Below are 18425 nucleotides of genomic sequence, written 5' to 3'. Positions count from 1 at the left end.
CTGAGAGCAAAATAAATCTGGAACAAATTGACCGGTAGATCGAAGTTCAGGCTATACTGTCCTGAAAACAGGACAATGAAAGGCCCGGCCATGGCTGATCTCAACGATATGCGGCTTTATGTGGAAGTCGTGGAGCAAGGCGGCTTTTCCGCTGCGTCCCGAAAACTGGATATGCCGCGCTCCAGGCTGAGCCGCCGGATCGCCCTGCTGGAAGATGATCTCGGTGTCAGGCTTATCCAGCGCACCACCCGACAATTTGCCGTGACGGATATCGGCCAGGAATTTTATCGCCATTGTCTGGCGATGATGGTTGAGGCCGATGCCGCACTGGATGTGATCGACAGAATGCGCACAGAACCGCAAGGCACGGTGCGGGTGAGTTGCCCGGCATCGGTCATTTATTTCCAGGTCGGTGAAATGATCGCCCGTTTCATGGCGCGATACCCAAAGGTAAAGATACATCTGGAAAGCACAAACCGGCGCGTGGATGTTATCCGCGAAGGCTTCGATCTCGCTATCCGCGTCCGCTTTCCACCGCTCGAGGATAGCGATCTCGTCATCCGCAAGCTGGCGGAAAGCGAGCAACGACTGGTGGGAAGCCCTGTATTCGTCAAGGAAGGATGCAACGCCGTCCCCGCCGACCTCGTCGACATGCCCGGCCTTGCCTGGGGATCATCCCACAACAGTTTTGAATGGAACCTGCTTGGTCCGAACGGCACCACGGCTGAAATTCCCTATCAACCGCTGCTGATCACGGAAGATATGGTTGCGCTGCGGCTGGCCGCTCTTCAAGGCATCGGCGTTTGCCAGTTTCCTACAATGGTTGTCCGGGATGATATAAAGGCTGGGCGGTTGGTTGATCTTCTGCCCGACTGGGCACCCCGCAGCGGCATCATCCATGCTGCCTTTCCTTCGCGGCGTGGCCTGCTGCCTTCGGTGCGCGCGCTTCTCGATTTTTTGGTCGAAGAGTATGCCGCTTTATCCGCAAGCGAACACAGGTCATGACGACCCAGAGACCTTCTCCGACGTATGGTCTGCCGCTGGCTAAAGAATAGTTTCGTCGATGGCCTTGCGCTGAACGGCGCATTCCCGCGCCAGAAAGTCGATCAGGGTACGCACCGAAGGCAGCAGGCCACGCCTGGATGGAAATACTGCATGGACGATGCCCGCAGCCGGGCGCCATTCGGGCAAGACAGGCACCAATGTGCCTGCGGCAAGGTCACGCCAGATCATCATGGTTGGCAGCTGCACGATCCCGGCACCGTCCAGCACAACCAGATATTGTGAACTGCATCGCGACTGGCGCAACGATATTGAAGGTCTGGGTACGCTGTTTGCAAACCACATTCCAGATTATCGCAACCTGATTACCAGCTACAACACGATGGCATCCGGCAAATAAGCCGCCGCGACAATTCCGGTAAGCGAGCTGTGCTTGTCGGTTGGAACGTTGCAAGAGAACGCCGGGTTATAGCCCGGCATTTTTGTCACTTCTGATGAGTCAGGCTTGAGAAGCTGTTATCGCTTCACGGAGAACGGAGCGCAGCCGTCAACTGCCAGATGCGCCCCGAAAATATGTAGCATCCTGTGCAGTTTCGATTCAGCGTAGGCAGCCGTCCTACCTATGGGACATTGAGTACCGTAATCCGAACTGCATAGCACCAGGCCGTAGTGCCAGCCAGCGAGCCAAACGGCTCGCGTGGCTATGAGAAGCTCTAACGGTTTGCTTCAACACGCATCTCGTTCCGAAAATCGTTCCACATTTTTCGGAATACGCTTTAGTATCAATCAGCCACCCGCTGGAATACCGCGTCGGCGTTTCAGCTGAGGAACAATTTGACGAGCAGCGGCACAACGAGTGACGTTGCAATAGCGTTCAGCGCCATGGCAATCCCGGCGAAGAGCCCAGCCGTCTCATCGACATCGAAAGCACGTGCAGTTCCGATACCGTGCGACGTCAGCCCAACAGCAAATCCACGTGCGGCGTAATCCCTTATCCGCATGGCATTCATGAAAGGGGTGACGACAAGTGCGCCGATGATACCGGTAAGTACGACCAATACCGCGGTTAGCGACGGTGTGCCGCCAAGTGTGGAAGAGATCGCCATGGCAACCCCGGCAGTTGCGGATTTTGGCAGAAAAGAAATCAGCACTTCATTGGAGAGATTGGCCCATTTACCCATCACCACAATGGAAAGAACCGCAAAGAAGGAGCCGACGACCAGCGCTGCTCCCATTGGGATCAGCGCTTGCCGCACCTGATGCCATTGGCGGAATAGAGGCACGGCGATGGCTACTGTGGCTGGACCGAGCAGGAAGTGGATAAACTGGGCTCCTTCAAAGAATCGTCCATAGGGAACATCAAAAATCACAAGCAGGCTGGAAAGCAGCACGATGGAAATCAGTACAGGATTGGCCAATGGATGGCGCTTCAGTCGAACGGAAATATGCGTCGCCGCGATCCATGCGCATAATGTGAGAGTGAGCCACAGCAAAGGTGATGCTGAAAGGTAAACCCATAGTTCCAGTGGATGTTTCATGACGCTACCTCCGCCCCATGAAGCGTTGCACAAGAATGAAGGTCCAGACCGTCACCGCCAATGTGAGAATTGCCGAGATCACCACGATAGCCAGAATTGCCGTGGCCTGCCCCTGAATCTGGCTCCACATAGCCACCACTCCGACCCCCGCCGGGACAAAAAGCAGGCCGAGATTACCAAGAAAACCATCGGCCGCCGTTTCTGCTTCGGCAAAGATACCCCAGTCGAATATCTTGCACAGTTGCATGGCAACGAACAGAAGCACGAGCCCCACAACGGGGCCCGGTATAGGAAGCCCGCTCATGAAGATAAAGCTTTCGCCAAGCAGCTGAAACAACAATAGCAGCGCTATACCCTTGATCATGAAGGCTTCATCTCCGGTTCAAATCTCAAGAGCCAAGGTAACCGACCGGCCGTCCTACCGTCTATACGGTCGGCAGTGATAGTGTTTCTGATTTGCAAGAACATATGCTCGCCGAGCAGGCCCCGGGGCTTTGCTCCCGGCACAGGCACGCCTGAGGTTGGCGGCGTGCAGCACCACAGTCCAGCCGGAAATTCAATATACGGGGTGCCGCCCGAAGCGTTTCTACCGAAGGATCATTGCGCGCGGCGCACGGTTTCCGATGGGAGATAGCCGAAGCGCTGTCGGTAATCCGCTGAAAACAAGCCCATATGATTGAAAGCCCAGGCCATGGCGATACGCGTGATATCCCCCGGCCCGGCATGGCCGCGGACAAGCTCTGCATGCACCTTGTCCAGCCGCATGTTCTTGAACACGCCGAGCGGCGTGTTGCCCCGGACACTGCGAAATGTGCGGTGCAAGGTACGTGCGCTGGTGCCCGTTGCATCGACAAGCTCCTGCAAGGTCAGCTGCTTGTCGAGATTGTCGAGCATGAATTTTTCAGCACGCTGGACATAGCTCGGAACCGCACTCGTCAGCGGCCTTGCGCGCGGCTGCGTGTCGAGCGCCGCCGCAAGCGATGCCATCAGGCTGTCTTCGAGCCGCTCCGACAGACCGCCATGGAAGAATGCTTCCTTATCCTTCTCGATCTCGTTTATGACGAAATGCGCCAGCTGATAGAAGGCATGCCCCACCAGAGTATCGAAGGATACGACGCGCTTGTTATGGGTAAACTGCTCGATGAATTCCTTGCCCCCCAGAATATCGATCTGGGTATCGTTCAGGCTGAAGATCAGCATGCGCGTGGAAGGGTGAAATTCGAGATCAATCGCCGAATGCGCGTCGACCAGCTGCGCATTCATGCCGGACTGATACAACAGCTCGTCACCGCGCCGGTCGCGCGAGACAAAGATACCCTGCAACGGAACCTGCAACAAAGTCATGTCGTTATGCGCTTCGACTTCGATGCGGGCATGGCCGCCAATGCGGATCGCAGTCAGGCCGAAGGGACGCATGCGCCCATGTGAAACTTCCGTCCGGTAGGTCCGGCTGGATTTTTTCGAGATGCGGCAAGGCCTGAGGAGACCCGACATGGTGTCCTGGAACGAATCGATGGACGGCGAAAGCCTGTGCATATAGCTCGTAGTCGGCATCACGATATTCCCCGTATCTCATTTAGAGAGCATTTTATTTTAAGATTAAAGTATCACGCTGGAGCGAGAGCGCAAGCGCCACGAAAATTTTGCACGAAAGCGCGTTTCTGGCGGTTTCCTGTTAGGAATGGCGTTTTGGTGATAGACAGCATTGTTCCCGCTTTTATCGTTGGTCCCAGGCGCCAAAGAGCAGCCACGAAAAAGGGAACCGCGAATGAAAGCGATTATCGTCGGAGGGGGCATCGGTGGCCTCACGATGGCATTGATGCTGCACGCACGAGGCATTGACTGCCAGATTTTCGAAGCAGCACCGGAAGTCCGTGAACTGGGCGTTGGTATCAATGTCCTTCCGCACGCCATCCGCGAACTGGCTGAAATCGGCCTTCTGCCCGCGCTGGACGCCACCGGCATCCGCACCCGAGAGCTGATTTACGCTACACGGCAGGGCCAGGAAATCTGGCGCGAGCCCCGCGGCATCGATGCAGGCTATGATGTGCCTCAGTTCTCAATCCATCGCGGCTATTTGCAGAAACTGCTTTATAATGCCGTCATCGAACGGCTTGGACCGGATGCCGTCATCGCGAACCAGCGCTGCGTGGGCTACACCCAGAACGAGGGTTCTGCCACGGTTCATTTTGCCGAAGGTTCAAAAATTACCTCGGCAACTGCCGACATCATTATCGGCGCGGACGGTATTCATTCCGTCATTCGACATCAGATGTTCCCGAACGAAGCCGGTCTCAAATGGAACGGCGTCATGATGTGGCGCGGCGCTGTTGAAAGCGATCCGTTCCTTGACGGTCGCACCATGATCGTCGCTGGCGGCTTTACGTATAAGCTGGTGCTTTACCCGATAGCCAAGGGCACCACGCCCGGCAAGATTCTCAACAACTGGGTCGTCACCTATCGTCCCGGCGCCGACGGATCGCCTGCGCCGAAGCGCGAGGACTGGAGCCGTCGCGGCACGCATGAAGAACTGATGCCCCATGTCGAAAAATTTGGCATCAATGTCGTGGACCTTGCCGCTTTGGTGCGCGCAACCGATACATTCTTCGAATATCCGATGTGCGACCGCGACCCCGCCCGCTGGTGGACGGATGGCCGCGTGGCGCTGATCGGCGACGCCGCCCATCCGATGTATCCGGTGGGGTCGAACGGCGCGAGCCAGGCGATCATCGACGCACGCACGCTTGCCGACCATCTTGCCGCTGCGGAGCACGGTCGCGCGGCGCTGGCGGCCTATCAGGCAATCCGGCTGCCCGCGACGGCGGAAATCGTCCGGCTCAACCGGCTGGGCGGCCCGGAAGGCGTCATCGATGAGGTTGAACGCCGCGCTCCATCCGGTGTTGCCGATCTGGACGGCGTCATCAGCTTTGCCGAGCGCGAAGCCATTGTTCGCGGCTATGCCGCAAAGGCTGGCTTTTCAACACAGCAAGTCAATCGGGGAGTGTCTCGGGCCTCTGCCTGAAACCTGCGTCGGAATAATTTTTAACGCGCATCTTTTCCGAAAACCGTTTCACACTTTTCGGGGTGCGCTCTAATGAAAGGGAATTCGAGTGACTGTTCTTCAAGCTGGCGTGACCAAATCCGGTTCCTCCGTGGACGGTGTTGTCTGGCATATTCTCGGTCAGACCTATGTGCCCAAGCATGTCTGCGAAAGCTCCATGTCCTGGCACGCAACCTTCCCTCCCGGCACTTTCGTTCCGCCACATATCCACACCACGCAGGAAGAATTCATCTACGTGCTGGAAGGACGCTTCGACCTGCTTCTCGACGGCAAGGAAGCCGTTGCCGAAGCTGGCGATCTCGTCTGCCTACCACGCAACGTGTCGCACGGTATTTTCAACAAGACCGAGCAGCCAGTGAAGTGCGTTTTCTGGGTTTCGCCGACCGCAAAACTTTGGGATCTGTTCGTTCGCATCGACAATGTCGGTGATCCTGCCGAAATAGTTCGCATTGCACCGGCACACGAGGTTGAATTTTTGCCCGCTCCAGCAGAATAATGCATCCGCCCGGCAGAAGTATGGGAGTACATCTGCCGGGTATCAGAGCATTTCCAGCAAAAGTGTGAAGCGGTTTTGCGCCGGATAATGCGAAAGAAAAATAAGACAAAGCAGAACGCTGCAATCGAGGTGGAACAATGAAAATTTCGACGAAAGCGGCCTTCGCGCTGCTCGCCGCAACCATGTTGAACGGAACCGCGCAGGCCGAAGAAGGCAAGATCAAGATCGGTTTGATCTATACGCTGAGCGGGCCAGCGGCCTTGCTGGGCGAACAATCCCGCGACGGTTTTCTGCTTGCCATGGACAAGCTGGGCAACAAGCTCGGCGGCCTCGATGCTGAAATCATCATTCAGGACGATGAGCAGAAGCCGGATATCGGCGTCAACAAGGTCCAGCAGATGATCCAGCGCGACAAAGTGGATTTTGTCGTAGGCCCCATCTTCTCCAATGTCCTGAACGCTATCGTCAAGCCGGCGACCGATTCCGGCACGTTTCTGATCTCGACCAATGCAGGCACGTCCAATCTGGCCGGTAAGGATTGCAACCCCAATCTGTTCGTCACCTCCTATCAGAACGACCAGATGCATGAAGTTTCCGGCAAATATGCCGAAAAGCAGAACTACCAGCGCGTCGTGCTGATCGCCCCGAATTATCAGGCTGGCAAGGACGCTCTGGCCGGTTTCAAGCACTCCTACAAGAACGAAGTCGCGCAGGAAATCTATGTGCCGCTTGGCCAGCTCGACTATTCGGCAGAACTCGCCCAGATCGCAGCCGAACAGCCTGACGCCGTCTACGCCTTCCTGCCCGGCGGCATGGGCGTAAATTTCGTCAAACAGTATCGTCAGGCCGGTCTTGAAGGCACTCCGTTCCTCTCGGCATTCACCGTGGATGAGACCACCCTGCCCGCGCAGCAGGATGCGGCAGTTGGCTTCTTCGCCGGTTCGAACTGGGCGCCGGATCTTGATTCCGCACCAGCCAAGGAATTTGCCGCCGCCTATGAAGCCAAATTCAAGCGCATTCCGGCGACTTTTGCAGTGCAGGCTTATGACGCCGCCATGCTGATCGATGCGGCCGTCAAGCAGGTCAACGGCAATATTGCCGACAAGGATGCCTTGCGGGCCGCCATGAAAGACGCGAAATTCACCTCGCCGCGCGGTGAATTCAGCTTTGGCGACAACCACTTTCCGATCCAGAATTTCTACCTGACCAAAGTCGTCAAGCGTGACGACGGCCAGTTCGCCACGTCCTACGTTGAAACGGTCTTCAACGATTACAAGGATAATTACGCAGCTGAATGCAAGATGTAACCCGGTGGAAGGCGGGTGCTCCGATGAGCCCAGTCCTCTCAATTTCCAAGTCTGAAACAGTTCACGCCAGTTTGTCTGGCGTGAAACGGACTTCAGTACAACGAGTTCCGGACGTCCCCCATGCTCAATCTTTTTCTGCTGCAGTCCCTTAACGGGATTCAGTTTGGCATTTTGCTCTTTCTCGTCGCAGCCGGTTTGACACTGATCTTCGGCGTCATGGACCTCATCAACCTGGCGCATGGCGTTCTTTATATGGTCGGCGCCTATCTGACTGCGACTTTCACTGCCATGACAGGCAGCTTCTTTTACGGCATCCTGATCGCCCTGCCCGTCACCCTTGTCATCGGCATTGTGCTGGAAGTACTGGTCTTTCGACGATTATACGAACGCAGCCATCTCGATCAGGTTCTGGCTACATTCGGGTTGATCCTGATAGTGAACGAACTCGTGAAGATCATCTGGGGCGCGGCTCCGCTCAGCGTGCCGATGCCGGATTCCCTATCCGGTTCCATCCAGCTCTTTGGCAACCTGCGCTATCCCGTCTATCGCCTGCTGATCATCGCTGCTGGCCTCGCCACGGCGGCGGGTCTTTATGTCCTCGTCAATCACACGCGCATCGGCATGTTGCTGCGTGCCGGAGCGACCAATGGCGACATGGTCTCGGCTCTGGGCATCAATATACGCCGCCTGTTCATGGTGGTCTTCGGACTTGGCGCGATGCTTGCAGGCTTTGCCGGTGGCATGATCTCCCCCATTCTCTCCGTTGATCCAGGCATGGGCGATTCCATCCTGATCCTCACATTCGTCGTCATCGTGATCGGCGGCGTCGGCTCCGTGCGCGGTGCTTTCGTTGCGGCCATCACCGTTGGCCTCGTCGATACGCTTGGCCGCACCTTCGGACCGATGCTGCTCCGCAATCTGCTCGATCCGGCCGCTGCCTCCCAGATGGGCCGCACGCTGGTGCCGATGCTCACCTATATTCTGATGGCAGCTGTGCTCTATTTCCGTCCGACAGGTCTCTTCCCGGCGCAGGGAGGAACCCGATGAGCGAGATTACCCATAACAGCACCCGCGATACCGCCATGCCGGAAACGGCAAAGAGCCGAACCTCGCCTTTGCTGGATGCGGGCCCGTGGCTGGTCTTCGCCGCCTTTGCAATCGTTCCGCTTCTCGCATCCGTATTGAACGACAGCTTTCTTCTCGTGATCGTGACACGCATCATGATCTTCGCGCTGGCCGCGCTTTCGCTCAATTTCATCATGGGTTACGGCGCGCTCGTTTCCTTCGGCCATGCTGCCTATATCGGGATCGGCGCCTATGCAGTCGGCATCCTGTCCAGCTATGGCATCGACGATCTGATCCTCCAGCTGGTTGCGGCCATCGTTGTTGCAGCGTTCTTCGCCCTCGTCACCGGCTATATCTCGCTGAGAACCAGCGGCGTCTATTTCATCATGATCACGCTGGCCTTCGGGCAGATGGCCTTCTTCTTCATGGTTTCCCTGTCAGCCTTTGGCGGCGACGATGGAATGACGCTGTCCACCCGCTCAACGCTGTTCGGCAATACGCTGCTTTCCAGCAATCTGGTGCTGTTCTACTTCGTGCTGGCGGTTCTGATGGGCGCATTTTTCATCTTCCGCATGCTGGTGCATTCACGGTTCGGTCGTGTGCTGCGTGGAACGCGGGACAATCCGGTGCGTATGCGCGCCATCGGTTTCTCGCCCTTCTCGTTTCAGCTCACCGCCTATGTGATTGCCGGTGTGGCAGCGGCCATTGCCGGTGTTCTGCTCGCCAACCAGATCCAGTTCGTTTCGCCTGCCTTCATGAGCTGGCAGCGTTCTGGCGAACTGATCGTCATGGTCGTGCTGGGTGGAATGGGCACGCTGATCGGCCCGGTCCTCGGCGCAACCGCCTTCATCGTGCTGGAAGAGGTGCTGGCGCATTTCTCCGAGCACTGGAAACTCGGCCTTGGTCTTTTCCTTGTTCTCGTCGTGCTTTTCAGTCGCGACGGTATCGGCGGGCTGCTCCGCAAGCTGCGTGGAGGTTCCGATGTCGGATGAACTGCTTCAGGTTCATGACCTGCATAAAAGCTTCGGCGCGCTCAAGGTCACGGATGGGGTCAATCTCACCGTCAAACGCGGCGAAATTCACGCGCTGATCGGCCCCAATGGCGCCGGAAAGACGACATTGATCCACCAGCTTTCGGGAAATCTCAAAAGCGACCGCGGTTCGGTCATCTTCGATGGCCGTGACATTTCCGGTCTGCCTATGCCCAATCGTGTCCATCTCGGCCTTGCACGTTCGTTTCAGATCACCTCGGTTCTTGAAGGTTTCAGCGTGCTGGACAATGTTGCACTTGCCGTTCAGGCACGATCAGGTTCGAGCTTCCGCTTTTTTCAGGCGGCAAACAAGGAAGCCGATATCAACGAGCAAGCCATGACTGCGCTTGCTCGCGTCCGGCTGGACGACCGCGCCCATCGCCGGGCCGGAGCGCTGTCGCACGGCGAAAAGCGCCAGCTTGAGATTGCCATCGCGCTCGCCACCGAAGCGCAGATGCTGTTGCTCGATGAACCACTGGCTGGCACCAGCCACGAGGAATCCGTGGTGCTGGTCGAACTGATGCGCGCATTACGTCAGACGCATACGCTGGTTCTGATCGAGCATGACATGGATGCCGTTTTCTCGCTGGCGGATCAGGTGAGCGTCCTCGTCTACGGGCGCGTGATCGCATCGGGAACACCCGCCGCCGTGCGCTCCGACCCGGATGTGCGCGCCGCCTATCTCGGCGAAGAGGAGGCCGCGTGATGCTGAAGGTCGAAGGACTCCAGAACGCCTATGGCCAGTCTCGCATTCTCTTCGGCATCGACTTTGAAGTCAGTGCGGGAGAAGTCGTCACGATCCTCGGCAGAAACGGCATGGGGAAAACGACGACCATCAAGTCGATCTTCGGCTTGCTGCCGCCCAAGGGCGGCAAGGTGTTCGTCAATGGCCATGACGTTACCGGCAAGCCGCCCTATGCGATTGCCCGCGAGGGGCTCGGTCTGGTCCCGGAAGGGCGGCAGATATTTCCGACGCTGAGCGTCGAAGAGAACCTGCTGGCCACCCGGCGTTCGGATGCGCGCTCGTCCAAATGGACGCTGGAAAGCATCTATCGGATGTTCCCACGCCTGAAGGAGCGGCGGCGCAACATGGGCAACCAGCTTTCCGGCGGTGAGCAGCAGATGCTGGCGGTTGGTCGCGCATTGATGACCAATCCGAAAATGGTCGTGCTGGACGAGGCTACGGAAGGCCTGTCGCCGCTCATGCGCGAAGAGATCTGGTCCTGCCTGCGCAACATCAAGGACGAGGGCGAAGCGATCCTCGTCATCGACAAGAATGTCGATGCGCTGGCGCGCTTCGCAGACCGTCATGTGGTCATCGAAAAGGGCCGTGTGGTGTGGAGCGGTGACAACGCCGCCCTTTTGAACACCCCGGACATCAAGGAACGTTACTTGCACGTTTGACCCAGCAGTCGAACGCAAACTGGCATTGACAGGAGACGAGCATGCACCCCAGCGCTCATGTGGACACATTCGTTCTGGATAATCTCCCGGCTGCGGAATTTCTACCGGATATCATCAACCTCGACGCACTCGGCTACCCGGAACAGCTCAATGCCACCACCGAACTGGTGGATGCACATCTTGCAAACGGCAAAGGCGACCGCATTGCATTGCAGGCGCCTGGCGTGCGCTGGACCTATAGCGATCTCGCCGCAATGATCAACAAGATCGCCAATGTGCTGACCGACAAGCTCGGCATGAAAACAGGCAATCGCGTGATGATCCGCTCGGGCAATAACCCGACCAAGATTGCGCTCTATATGGCGATCATCAAAGCGGGCGGCGTTGTGGTCGCGACCATGCCACTCCTGCGCGCCCGTGAACTGGTCCAGATCATCGACAAGGCCGAAATCAGCATTGCCTTTTGCGATCACGCGCTGATCGGCGAGATGCAGAATGCCGTGGCACAGACCGATTTCATTAAAACTCTGGTGACCTGGGAGGGCAATGCAGGCGGAGAGCTTGGGGCATTGCTGGCCGGTGCCTCCAGCGATTTCGAGGCGGTCGCGACACGCGGGGATGATCCGTGCCTGCTCGGCTTCACATCCGGCACCACCGGCTTGCCGAAAGCGACGATCCATTTCCACCGCGACCTGCTGATCGTCTGTGATTGCTATGCACATCATATATTGAACGCGACCGAAGATGACATTTTCATCGGCTCACCGCCGCTGGCCTTTACATTCGGGCTTGGCGGACTGGTCCTGTTTCCCTTCAGGATCGGCGCTTCCACAGTGCTACCGGCAAAAACCGCCCCGCATGACCTCGCGCTCGCTATCGGGGAATATAAACCAACTGTCTGTTTCACAGCGCCGACCGCTTACCGAGCCATGCTTTCGAAGATCGATCAGTATGATCTTTCGTCCCTGCGCAAATGTGTTTCAGCTGGTGAAGCGCTGCCGCTCCCTACTTTCGAAGCGTGGAAGCGTGCGACCGGGCTTTCGCTGGCCGACGGCATCGGCGCGACGGAAATGCTGCATATCTTCATCTCTGCGCCGGAAGACGACATCAGACCCGGAGCGACTGGTAAACCCATCCCCGGTTATGAAGCGCGTGTCATCGATGACAACGGGCAGGAATGCGCGCCCGGCACCCCCGGACGACTTGCCGTTCGCGGGCCGCTCGGCTGCAAATATCTGGCCGACGCGCGCCAGACCAAATATGTCGAGAACGGCTGGAACATCACCGGCGATACCTATATCATGGATGCGGACGGCTATTTCTGGTATCAGGCCCGCAATGACGACATGATCGTTTCTGCCGGATACAACATCGCCGGACCGGAGGTCGAAGCCAGCCTGCTCGCGCATCCAGCCGTGGCGGAATGTGGCGTGGTGGCGGCGCCCGATGACGAACGGGGCTGCATCGTCAAAGCCTATGTCGTGCTGAACGAAGGATATAATGGCGACACGAACTTGCAGGAAGCACTGCAAAGTCACGTCAAAAGCGAACTCGCGCCTTATAAATATCCACGCCTCATATGCTGGGTTTCAAGCCTGCCCAAAACAGAATCCGGAAAATTGCAGCGATCCGCCCTGCGCGCGCAGGCGGCAACCGAAGCCCGCGCCTGACGTGCGGCTTCAAGCATGAAATACGCAGGAGACTTCTGTGCTGCACGACTACGATACCGCTTACGACAATATGAAGGCCATCAGCGATTCCGCCACCTATCCGCCGCGCTGGACGAAACTGGCATCCGGCTTTCGCGAGAAAATGCGCGATCAGGGTCGCTTGATCCCTGACATCGCCTATGCCGACGGCGCGCGGAACCATTATGACCTCTTCCTGCCGGAAGGCACGGCCAAGGGCACACTTGTTTATGTCCATGGCGGCTATTGGAAGGGGCTGGACAAAAGCTTCTGGTCACATCTGGCGCAAGGCGCGCTTGCGCGCGGATATCGCGTTGCCATGCCAAGCTATACGCTGTGCCCCGAAGCACGCATTTCCGGTATCACACGGGAAATTGGCCGCTTTATCGACCATCTGGCGCAGGAAGTGGACGGCGATATCGCCTTGACCGGCCATTCCGCCGGAGGGCATCTGGTCAGCCGCATGGCGTGCGAAAATGCGCCCATTGCCGTCGCAACGGCGGAACGGATCAAGCGTGTTCTTTCTATCAGCGGGCTGCACGATTTACGCCCGCTTCTCAAAACCGCGATGAACGATATTTTCTCTATGGACGAGGCCGAAGCTGTCGCGGAGAGCGCGGCACTCCAGCGCCCGCGTACAGATATTGCCGTTCATTGCTGCGTCGGCGGCGATGAGCTGATGGAGTTCCGGCGACAAAATGCGCTGCTGGAAAACATCTGGTACGGGTTGGGAATAGAAACCAGCGCTTGGGAAATCGATGGCACGCATCATTGCAATGTCATCGACACGCTGTGCGATCCCGAAAGCCGCGCCGTTAAATTCCTCTGCCCTTAGTAACGCGGAAAGCGTTTTCAGAAATGCTCTATGGGAAGGCCGCGCCGTTCCTGTCCCGACAGGACAAATCCGGCCGGCTCGGCTTTCCTCCCACCGCTCATGCGGTTGATCAGGACGGCCACTTCGGTTCTGTTGCGAACACCGAAACGCTTGATCAGATCGTCGACATAATCCTTCACCGTATGGGGTGAAAGCTCCAGATGTCGGGCAATCTGCTTGTTGGTATTGCCAGCTGCAAGCAACCGGGCGACCGTCGATAGGCGCGGCGACAGGTTGGTCAGATTGGCGCTGGGCGTCTTCGCCGGACGCGCTTCCTGAATGTTGCGCAAGGCAAGCGCCGACGAACGGCACAGCAGCGAAACCTGTTCTTCGAGCTGTGTTGCGTGCATCTCGAAACCGGCGGCATAGATCAGCGCCTGTATGTTGTCGCCGACATAAACCGGACAGCACAAGTTATCGTTGTAGTTCCATCGATAGAGCAGCGTTCGCATCAGCGGCACATTCCCCGCCGCATTCTGGGGCAATCGCGAGCCCGCAACCGCGCCGGCATTCTGCACCACTGCCGCAATCATCGGATCCGAATCCGCAAGCCCATTCTGGTATTCAAGAAGAAAGCCGGTGGGCGTGTTGATGCTGTGAAAAAGGCGCGGTCGATTATTCTCCAGCAAATAAATTCCAAGCGAACGCACTCGCAGAACATTCGCGACAAAATAATCACAAGCTATTGTAAAATCGTCATAATTACGACTCTCCGCAACGGAAAGCGCTGCAGATATCCGCTCGTCTGTCGATAATATTTGCCTGGGCATTCTCTCTCCCGAGTTCCCAAGCCCCCCATCTGGGGGGAATGTCCGTTCCCACTCTTATCCGTATCATTCCTGCTTATAACCACTAAATCAAGGGGAACTAACTTGGATACCAGCGTGCACCGGACTCACACAGCCGACAACTATTCCGCAGTCCTTCAGGGCTTCAATGACCGCCTTCAAGCGATTCTACCCTTGATTGAAGAAAAGGCGGAAGAGGCAGAGACACTCGGACGGATGCATGACGACGTCGTGGACGCCATGCGCAAGGGTGGCTTCTACACAATGCTGTTTCCCAAGGAAGTCGGCGGGGCCGAACTGCGCCCAATCGATGCCATGAGATTAATGTCCGCGCTTTCCTATGCCCACGCATCATCGGGCTGGTGCACGATGGTCAACAATATGGAAGGTACCACCATGGCGATCTACCTCGACGACGAGGGGATTGCGAATGTCTTCAAGGACGGCGTCGACATCACTATTGCAGGCAATGGCGTGCCGCGCGGCTTTGCCCGCAAGGTCGATGGCGGCTACATGATCCGCGGCAACTGGGCTTATGGAAGCTCCATCTTCCACGCGGAATGGATTCATTCCGGCTGCTTCCTTCTCGATCCCAAGGACCCGAGCGGAAAGGCACTTCTTAAAGACGAAACCGGCGCACCGCAGATCATCGTCGCACATCACCCGCGCTCGACGATCCAGCTGCTTGGCAACTGGGATGTGCTGGGCCTGCGCGCCACGGGCAGCTTCGACTACACGCTGGCAACCGATGAAGACCTCTTCGTGCCGGGTTCAATGACCTATAGTTTCACGCAGTCCGCACCGAAGCGCGGTCAGACACAGGGCCATCTCGGGCTGGCGGGCTACAGCGCCCTCACCCATACAAGCTGGGCCATCGGCGTCGGTCGCCGGATACTCGACGAACTTGCCAAGGTGATCCGCCAGCGACAGGATCCATTCGGCAAAAGTGCAGACAGCGCCAGCCTGCGGTTCCAGTTTGCCAATGCCGAAGCCCGTTACCGGGCCGCACGGGCGCTGGCCATGGAAACATGGGAAGACGTCTCGCAGACCACCGCATCCGGCGGCGTCCCGTCCCTCGACCAGATGACGATGGTGAAGCTCTCGCTGCGCTATATGCACGACATCGTTTCGGATGTGGCGACATTCGCGCATCGTGCGGCTCGTGGAGCCTCGCTGCACAACACGGCCATGCAGCGCTTCTATCGCGATATCCATTCCGGCACCCAGCATATTTTGCTCGCCGACCAGATCGTCGAGGAATGCGGCAAGGGGCTACTTGGCCTGCCCGGCCCCGATGCGCGATGGACCGTTTTCGGCATCAGCGAAAACTGAGACCGGCCATGGCGCGAAATATTGTCAGCTTCGTCGGGTGTGACCGCCCGACGAAAGTTCACCGGCTAACCCAGGCGATTGCCGCAAGGCTGGAAGCGGAAGACGATGTGTCGGTCACGCATCTGGACCTGTCGCATGCCGGGCCGAACCTGTTTACCGTCAATCGCAAGGCGCTGGACCGGCAATCAGAAAGCCTCATTTCAGAGATTGAACATTGCGATGCTTTGATCGTCGGTTGCCCTGTTTATCAGGGAAGCTATCCCGGTCTTTTCAAACACGTGTTCGATCTCGTCCACCCGCTCGCGCTGCGCGGTCGCCCGACCGTGCTGTGCGCAGTGGGCGGCGGGCATCGTCATGCGCTGGTCGTCGAGCATCATCTGCGTCCGCTCTTCGGCTTTTTCGAAGCGGGAACCGTCGCAACGGGCATCTATGCCTGTTCGGCGGAACTGGAACCGGACGGCCTTCTGCCTCCGGCTCTGGAAGCGCGGATCGACAGCGCCGTCGACCAGATGAGAAAGCAATTGGTCCAGTCACACCAAGCCAGCGGCATAAGGTGGAAAGATGTTGAATTACTCGAGCAGTTTTGAAAAACGCACGGTCGAAATCCGAGGCAAAACCCTCACCTATCTTGTGAAGGGTGAAGGTAAGGATGTGGTCTTTCTGCATGGAACCGGGACATTTCCCGGCTTCGACAGCCTGGCCGACATTGCTTCGCGAAACCGGCTCATCATCCCGTTTCATCCGAATTTCGGTGAAAGCGACGATGATACCGATATCGTGCAGATTGGCGACTATGTACTCCATTACATGGATTTCTTCGATGCACTCGCGCTGGATCAATTCAGCCTTGGCGGCTTTTCGCTTGGCGGCTGGATTGCCGCAGAATTCGCGATCAGGCAGCCGGACAGGCTCGCCGCGCTGTTTCTGGCAGCGCCCGCCGGACTTGACCTTCCGGCAATCCCTCTTCCCGATCTGTTTCAGGTCGCGCCTGCCGATATCCCAGCCCATCTCACGCATGATCCGTCAGTTGCACTCCGCTATTTCCCAACTGCGCCCGACAGCCGGTTCGATGAAGCACTGGGACGCGAAATGGGTGCGCTGGCGCTGGTCCACGCAACTGACGGACGCGGCAATCCGAAGCTTGGACACTGGCTGCACCGGCTTCACATGCCGACCCTGATCCTCTGGGGCGAGGAAGACAGGGTCATCCCCGCGCAATATGCCGAAGAATGGCAGCGCGGGATCGATGAAGCACGGCTGGAAAAACTCGGCGCGACCGGACATTTGCTGTTTGAAGAGGCGCCAGCTGCGGCGACACTTGTGCGCGATTTCCTGTCCACGGTCTGAGGTCCGTTTTCAAGCATTTGGCACCGCACGCTCCCGCGAGGAAGCATCATAACTTTGCAGGTAAAAATAAGGGGAACCAGCCATGCAATGGGAAAGCCTATCGGACTTCGATCAATCCAGAATAAAGCGCTGGCAATGGGGCATGCTGGCGCTGGCGCTTTTATGCGAAATGTTTCTCGCCGCTGACTGGTACGCCTTTGCGGCAGTGATACCGTTCATTTCGGAAACGCTCCAGCTTGATTCCGCGCAGGCCGGTCTGGCACAGGGGATTTTCGCACTGACCTATGGTCTCGGCATGATTGTCTGGTCACAATTGAGCCGCCGCATGAATGCCCGGTCGCTGCTGCTGATCGGTCTGTTCTGCACCGCTGTCGGCATGGTGGCGCAAGTCTATGTACAGAACTATGCCCAGCTGATTGCACTGCGCCTGTTTATCGGTTTCTTCGACGCGGCGATCTTCCTCGGCAATATGAAACTCATTATCGGCTGGTTCCCGCAGAAGCGGCGCGGCAGCATGATCGGCTTGATCCTCGCGGCCTATAGTCTTGCAATCACGCTGGACTTTGCGATTGGCATTCCGCTTTCCATCACCTATGGCTGGCGCACCTTCTTTGCTATTCTTGCCATCGGAACGCTGGTGACGGCGGCGGCTGTGCTGCTCTTCACCCGCAACAATCCGGCTCATATCGGCTATAAGGATTTCCGCTGGGAGCCGGAAAAGCAGCAAACCTCCACGGCGTCTCTGGCCAGCATCTTCCGCTCGAAATGGATTATCGTCGGCAGCCTCGGCATTTCGGCCTGCACGATGGCCATTGCCGGAACCGCCACCTGGGTCATTCCCGGATATATTGCCGTGCATCAGATGCCGGTGGAAGACGCAGCACTGATCGGCACCTTGATGGGACTGTCGCAGGTCGTGTTTCTCGTCATCGGCGGTTACGCCGCCGACCGCCTGAACAAAACAGGGATGATCAAGTTCGGAACCGTGCTTGCCGTCCTCGTCGCTGCAATGTTCACGGTCGGCATGGCCATACCGCTTGGCTTCGGCTGGCTCATCCTGATGGCGCTCCTGAGCGGCATGGCACTTTTCGGCGGCGGTGCAATCTTCGCCTTTCTCAGTGAAAAATACCCAGAAGAGCTGGCAACAGCAGCGGTTGGTTATGCCGAAATCTTCGCCATCCTTGCGACGTTCATTTCGCCCTGGGTCATGGGCGTGGTCATCAAGGTTTCGGGCGGGTCCTTTGTCAGCGCCTTCCTGACCTTCGCGATCATGGAAGCGATCATTCTGGCTATCGTTCTTGTAGTCACCCGCGAGAGTTTCAGCCTCAACGACGACAAGGTTGCCATTGCCACCAGCGGCAACGGCATCTCGGGTGAGGCCTCCCGCCCCTGATCCAGAAACAGCAGCGAATGCGATTGCAAGATCGCATCCGCCTTTTTCTCTGGCATCTTTCCACAACCGATATTAACACCGATGAGAGCGCCTTGTTGC

Annotated in this window: 20 protein-coding genes; 15 read left to right on the top strand and 5 right to left on the bottom strand. The window is 57.5% G+C overall.

Translation table 11 applies throughout. The features are described from left to right. Positions 1–90 precede the first annotated feature (90 nt). Complete coding sequence (locus FG152_RS01180) at positions 91–1005, top strand: LysR family transcriptional regulator (protein ID WP_029376006.1); 915 nt, start codon at positions 91–93, stop codon at positions 1003–1005. A gap of 39 nt (positions 1006–1044) precedes the next feature. On the opposite strand, the gene FG152_RS01175 is transcribed toward FG152_RS01180, so the two are convergent. After that, positions 1045–1308 (bottom strand): LysR substrate-binding domain-containing protein, encoded by a 264-nt coding sequence (locus FG152_RS01175; RefSeq protein ID WP_235691746.1) that lies wholly within the window; start codon positions 1306–1308, stop codon positions 1045–1047. Here FG152_RS01175 and FG152_RS01170 point away from each other — a divergent pair. Next, positions 1235–1402 (top strand): hypothetical protein, encoded by a 168-nt coding sequence (locus tag FG152_RS01170; RefSeq protein ID WP_010659173.1) that lies wholly within the window; start codon positions 1235–1237, stop codon positions 1400–1402. The genes FG152_RS01175 and FG152_RS01170 overlap by 74 nt on opposite strands. Before the next feature lie 418 nt (positions 1403–1820). Here FG152_RS01170 and FG152_RS01165 read toward each other — a convergent pair whose 3' ends face one another. From FG152_RS01165 to FG152_RS01155, 3 genes are all read right to left on the bottom strand, one after another. Beyond that, entirely contained in the window at positions 1821–2540 is a 720-nt protein-coding gene (locus tag FG152_RS01165; protein ID WP_010659174.1) for an LrgB family protein, read from the bottom strand. Between the two features lie 4 nt (positions 2541–2544). After that, positions 2545–2904 carry a CidA/LrgA family protein gene (locus FG152_RS01160; protein WP_010659175.1) on the bottom strand — a complete coding sequence of 120 codons (360 nt, stop codon included), beginning with the start codon at positions 2902–2904 and terminating at the stop codon, positions 2545–2547. A 233-nt stretch (positions 2905–3137) separates the two neighbouring features. Next, on the bottom strand, positions 3138–4094 hold the full coding sequence (locus FG152_RS01155; RefSeq protein ID WP_010659176.1) for an AraC family transcriptional regulator: 957 nt from the start codon (positions 4092–4094) through the stop codon (positions 3138–3140). Between the two features lie 214 nt (positions 4095–4308). Here FG152_RS01155 and FG152_RS01150 point away from each other — a divergent pair, with 214 nt between their 5' ends. The 9 genes from FG152_RS01150 (at position 4309) to FG152_RS01110 (ending at position 13427) form a co-directional block, all read left to right on the top strand. Continuing rightward, on the top strand, positions 4309–5562 hold the full coding sequence (locus tag FG152_RS01150; protein WP_010659177.1) for a flavin-dependent oxidoreductase: 1254 nt from the start codon (positions 4309–4311) through the stop codon (positions 5560–5562). Positions 5563–5650: 88 nt separating this feature from the next. Continuing rightward, positions 5651–6097 (top strand): cupin domain-containing protein, encoded by a 447-nt coding sequence (locus tag FG152_RS01145; protein WP_010659178.1) that lies wholly within the window; start codon positions 5651–5653, stop codon positions 6095–6097. Between the two features lie 137 nt (positions 6098–6234). Further along, entirely contained in the window at positions 6235–7404 is a 1170-nt protein-coding gene (locus tag FG152_RS01140; RefSeq protein WP_010659179.1) for an ABC transporter substrate-binding protein, read from the top strand. A 120-nt stretch (positions 7405–7524) separates the two neighbouring features. Continuing rightward, on the top strand, positions 7525–8451 hold the full coding sequence (locus FG152_RS01135) for a branched-chain amino acid ABC transporter permease (RefSeq protein ID WP_010659180.1): 927 nt from the start codon (positions 7525–7527) through the stop codon (positions 8449–8451). After that, a complete protein-coding gene (locus FG152_RS01130) occupies positions 8448–9461 on the top strand; it encodes a branched-chain amino acid ABC transporter permease (RefSeq protein ID WP_010659181.1) in 1014 nt (337 codons plus the stop codon). The genes FG152_RS01135 and FG152_RS01130 overlap by 4 nt, the downstream gene beginning before the upstream one ends. Further along, positions 9451–10206, top strand: coding sequence for an ABC transporter ATP-binding protein (locus FG152_RS01125; protein ID WP_010659182.1), 756 nt, complete (start codon positions 9451–9453; stop codon positions 10204–10206). The genes FG152_RS01130 and FG152_RS01125 overlap by 11 nt, the downstream gene beginning before the upstream one ends. Further along, positions 10206–10904, top strand: coding sequence for an ABC transporter ATP-binding protein (locus FG152_RS01120; protein WP_010659183.1), 699 nt, complete (start codon positions 10206–10208; stop codon positions 10902–10904). The genes FG152_RS01125 and FG152_RS01120 overlap by 1 nt, the downstream gene beginning before the upstream one ends. Before the next feature lie 41 nt (positions 10905–10945). Then, positions 10946–12574, top strand: coding sequence for a benzoate-CoA ligase family protein (locus FG152_RS01115; RefSeq protein WP_010659184.1), 1629 nt, complete (start codon positions 10946–10948; stop codon positions 12572–12574). A 37-nt stretch (positions 12575–12611) separates the two neighbouring features. Beyond that, positions 12612–13427: a hormone-sensitive lipase gene (locus tag FG152_RS01110; protein WP_010659185.1), complete on the top strand. Its 816-nt coding sequence runs from the start codon at positions 12612–12614 to the stop codon at positions 13425–13427. Between the two features lie 17 nt (positions 13428–13444). Here FG152_RS01110 and FG152_RS01105 read toward each other — a convergent pair whose 3' ends face one another. After that, complete coding sequence (locus tag FG152_RS01105) at positions 13445–14236, bottom strand: response regulator transcription factor (protein WP_080574585.1); 792 nt, start codon at positions 14234–14236, stop codon at positions 13445–13447. Between the two features lie 114 nt (positions 14237–14350). On the opposite strand from FG152_RS01105, the gene FG152_RS01100 reads away from it, so the two are divergent. The 4 genes from FG152_RS01100 (at position 14351) to FG152_RS01085 (ending at position 18326) form a co-directional block, all read left to right on the top strand. After that, the gene (locus tag FG152_RS01100) at positions 14351–15586 is read left to right on the top strand and encodes an acyl-CoA dehydrogenase family protein (protein WP_498985058.1); all 1236 of its coding nucleotides are present in this window, start codon (positions 14351–14353) and stop codon (positions 15584–15586) included. Between the two features lie 8 nt (positions 15587–15594). Further along, positions 15595–16173: an NAD(P)H-dependent oxidoreductase gene (locus FG152_RS01095; protein ID WP_029926677.1), complete on the top strand. Its 579-nt coding sequence runs from the start codon at positions 15595–15597 to the stop codon at positions 16171–16173. Next, positions 16148–16933: an alpha/beta fold hydrolase gene (locus FG152_RS01090; protein ID WP_029376007.1), complete on the top strand. Its 786-nt coding sequence runs from the start codon at positions 16148–16150 to the stop codon at positions 16931–16933. Before FG152_RS01095 ends, FG152_RS01090 begins: the two co-directional genes overlap by 26 nt. Positions 16934–17015: 82 nt before the next feature. Then, on the top strand, positions 17016–18326 hold the full coding sequence (locus tag FG152_RS01085) for an MFS transporter (RefSeq protein WP_010659190.1): 1311 nt from the start codon (positions 17016–17018) through the stop codon (positions 18324–18326). The last annotated feature ends 99 nt before the right edge of the window (positions 18327–18425 follow it).

Source organism: Ochrobactrum sp. XJ1, assembly GCF_024701725.1.
Taxonomy (GTDB): domain Bacteria; phylum Pseudomonadota; class Alphaproteobacteria; order Rhizobiales; family Rhizobiaceae; genus Brucella; species Brucella anthropi.
Note: the sequence above shows the minus strand (reverse complement) of the source record. Positions and strands in the feature narration are given on the sequence as shown.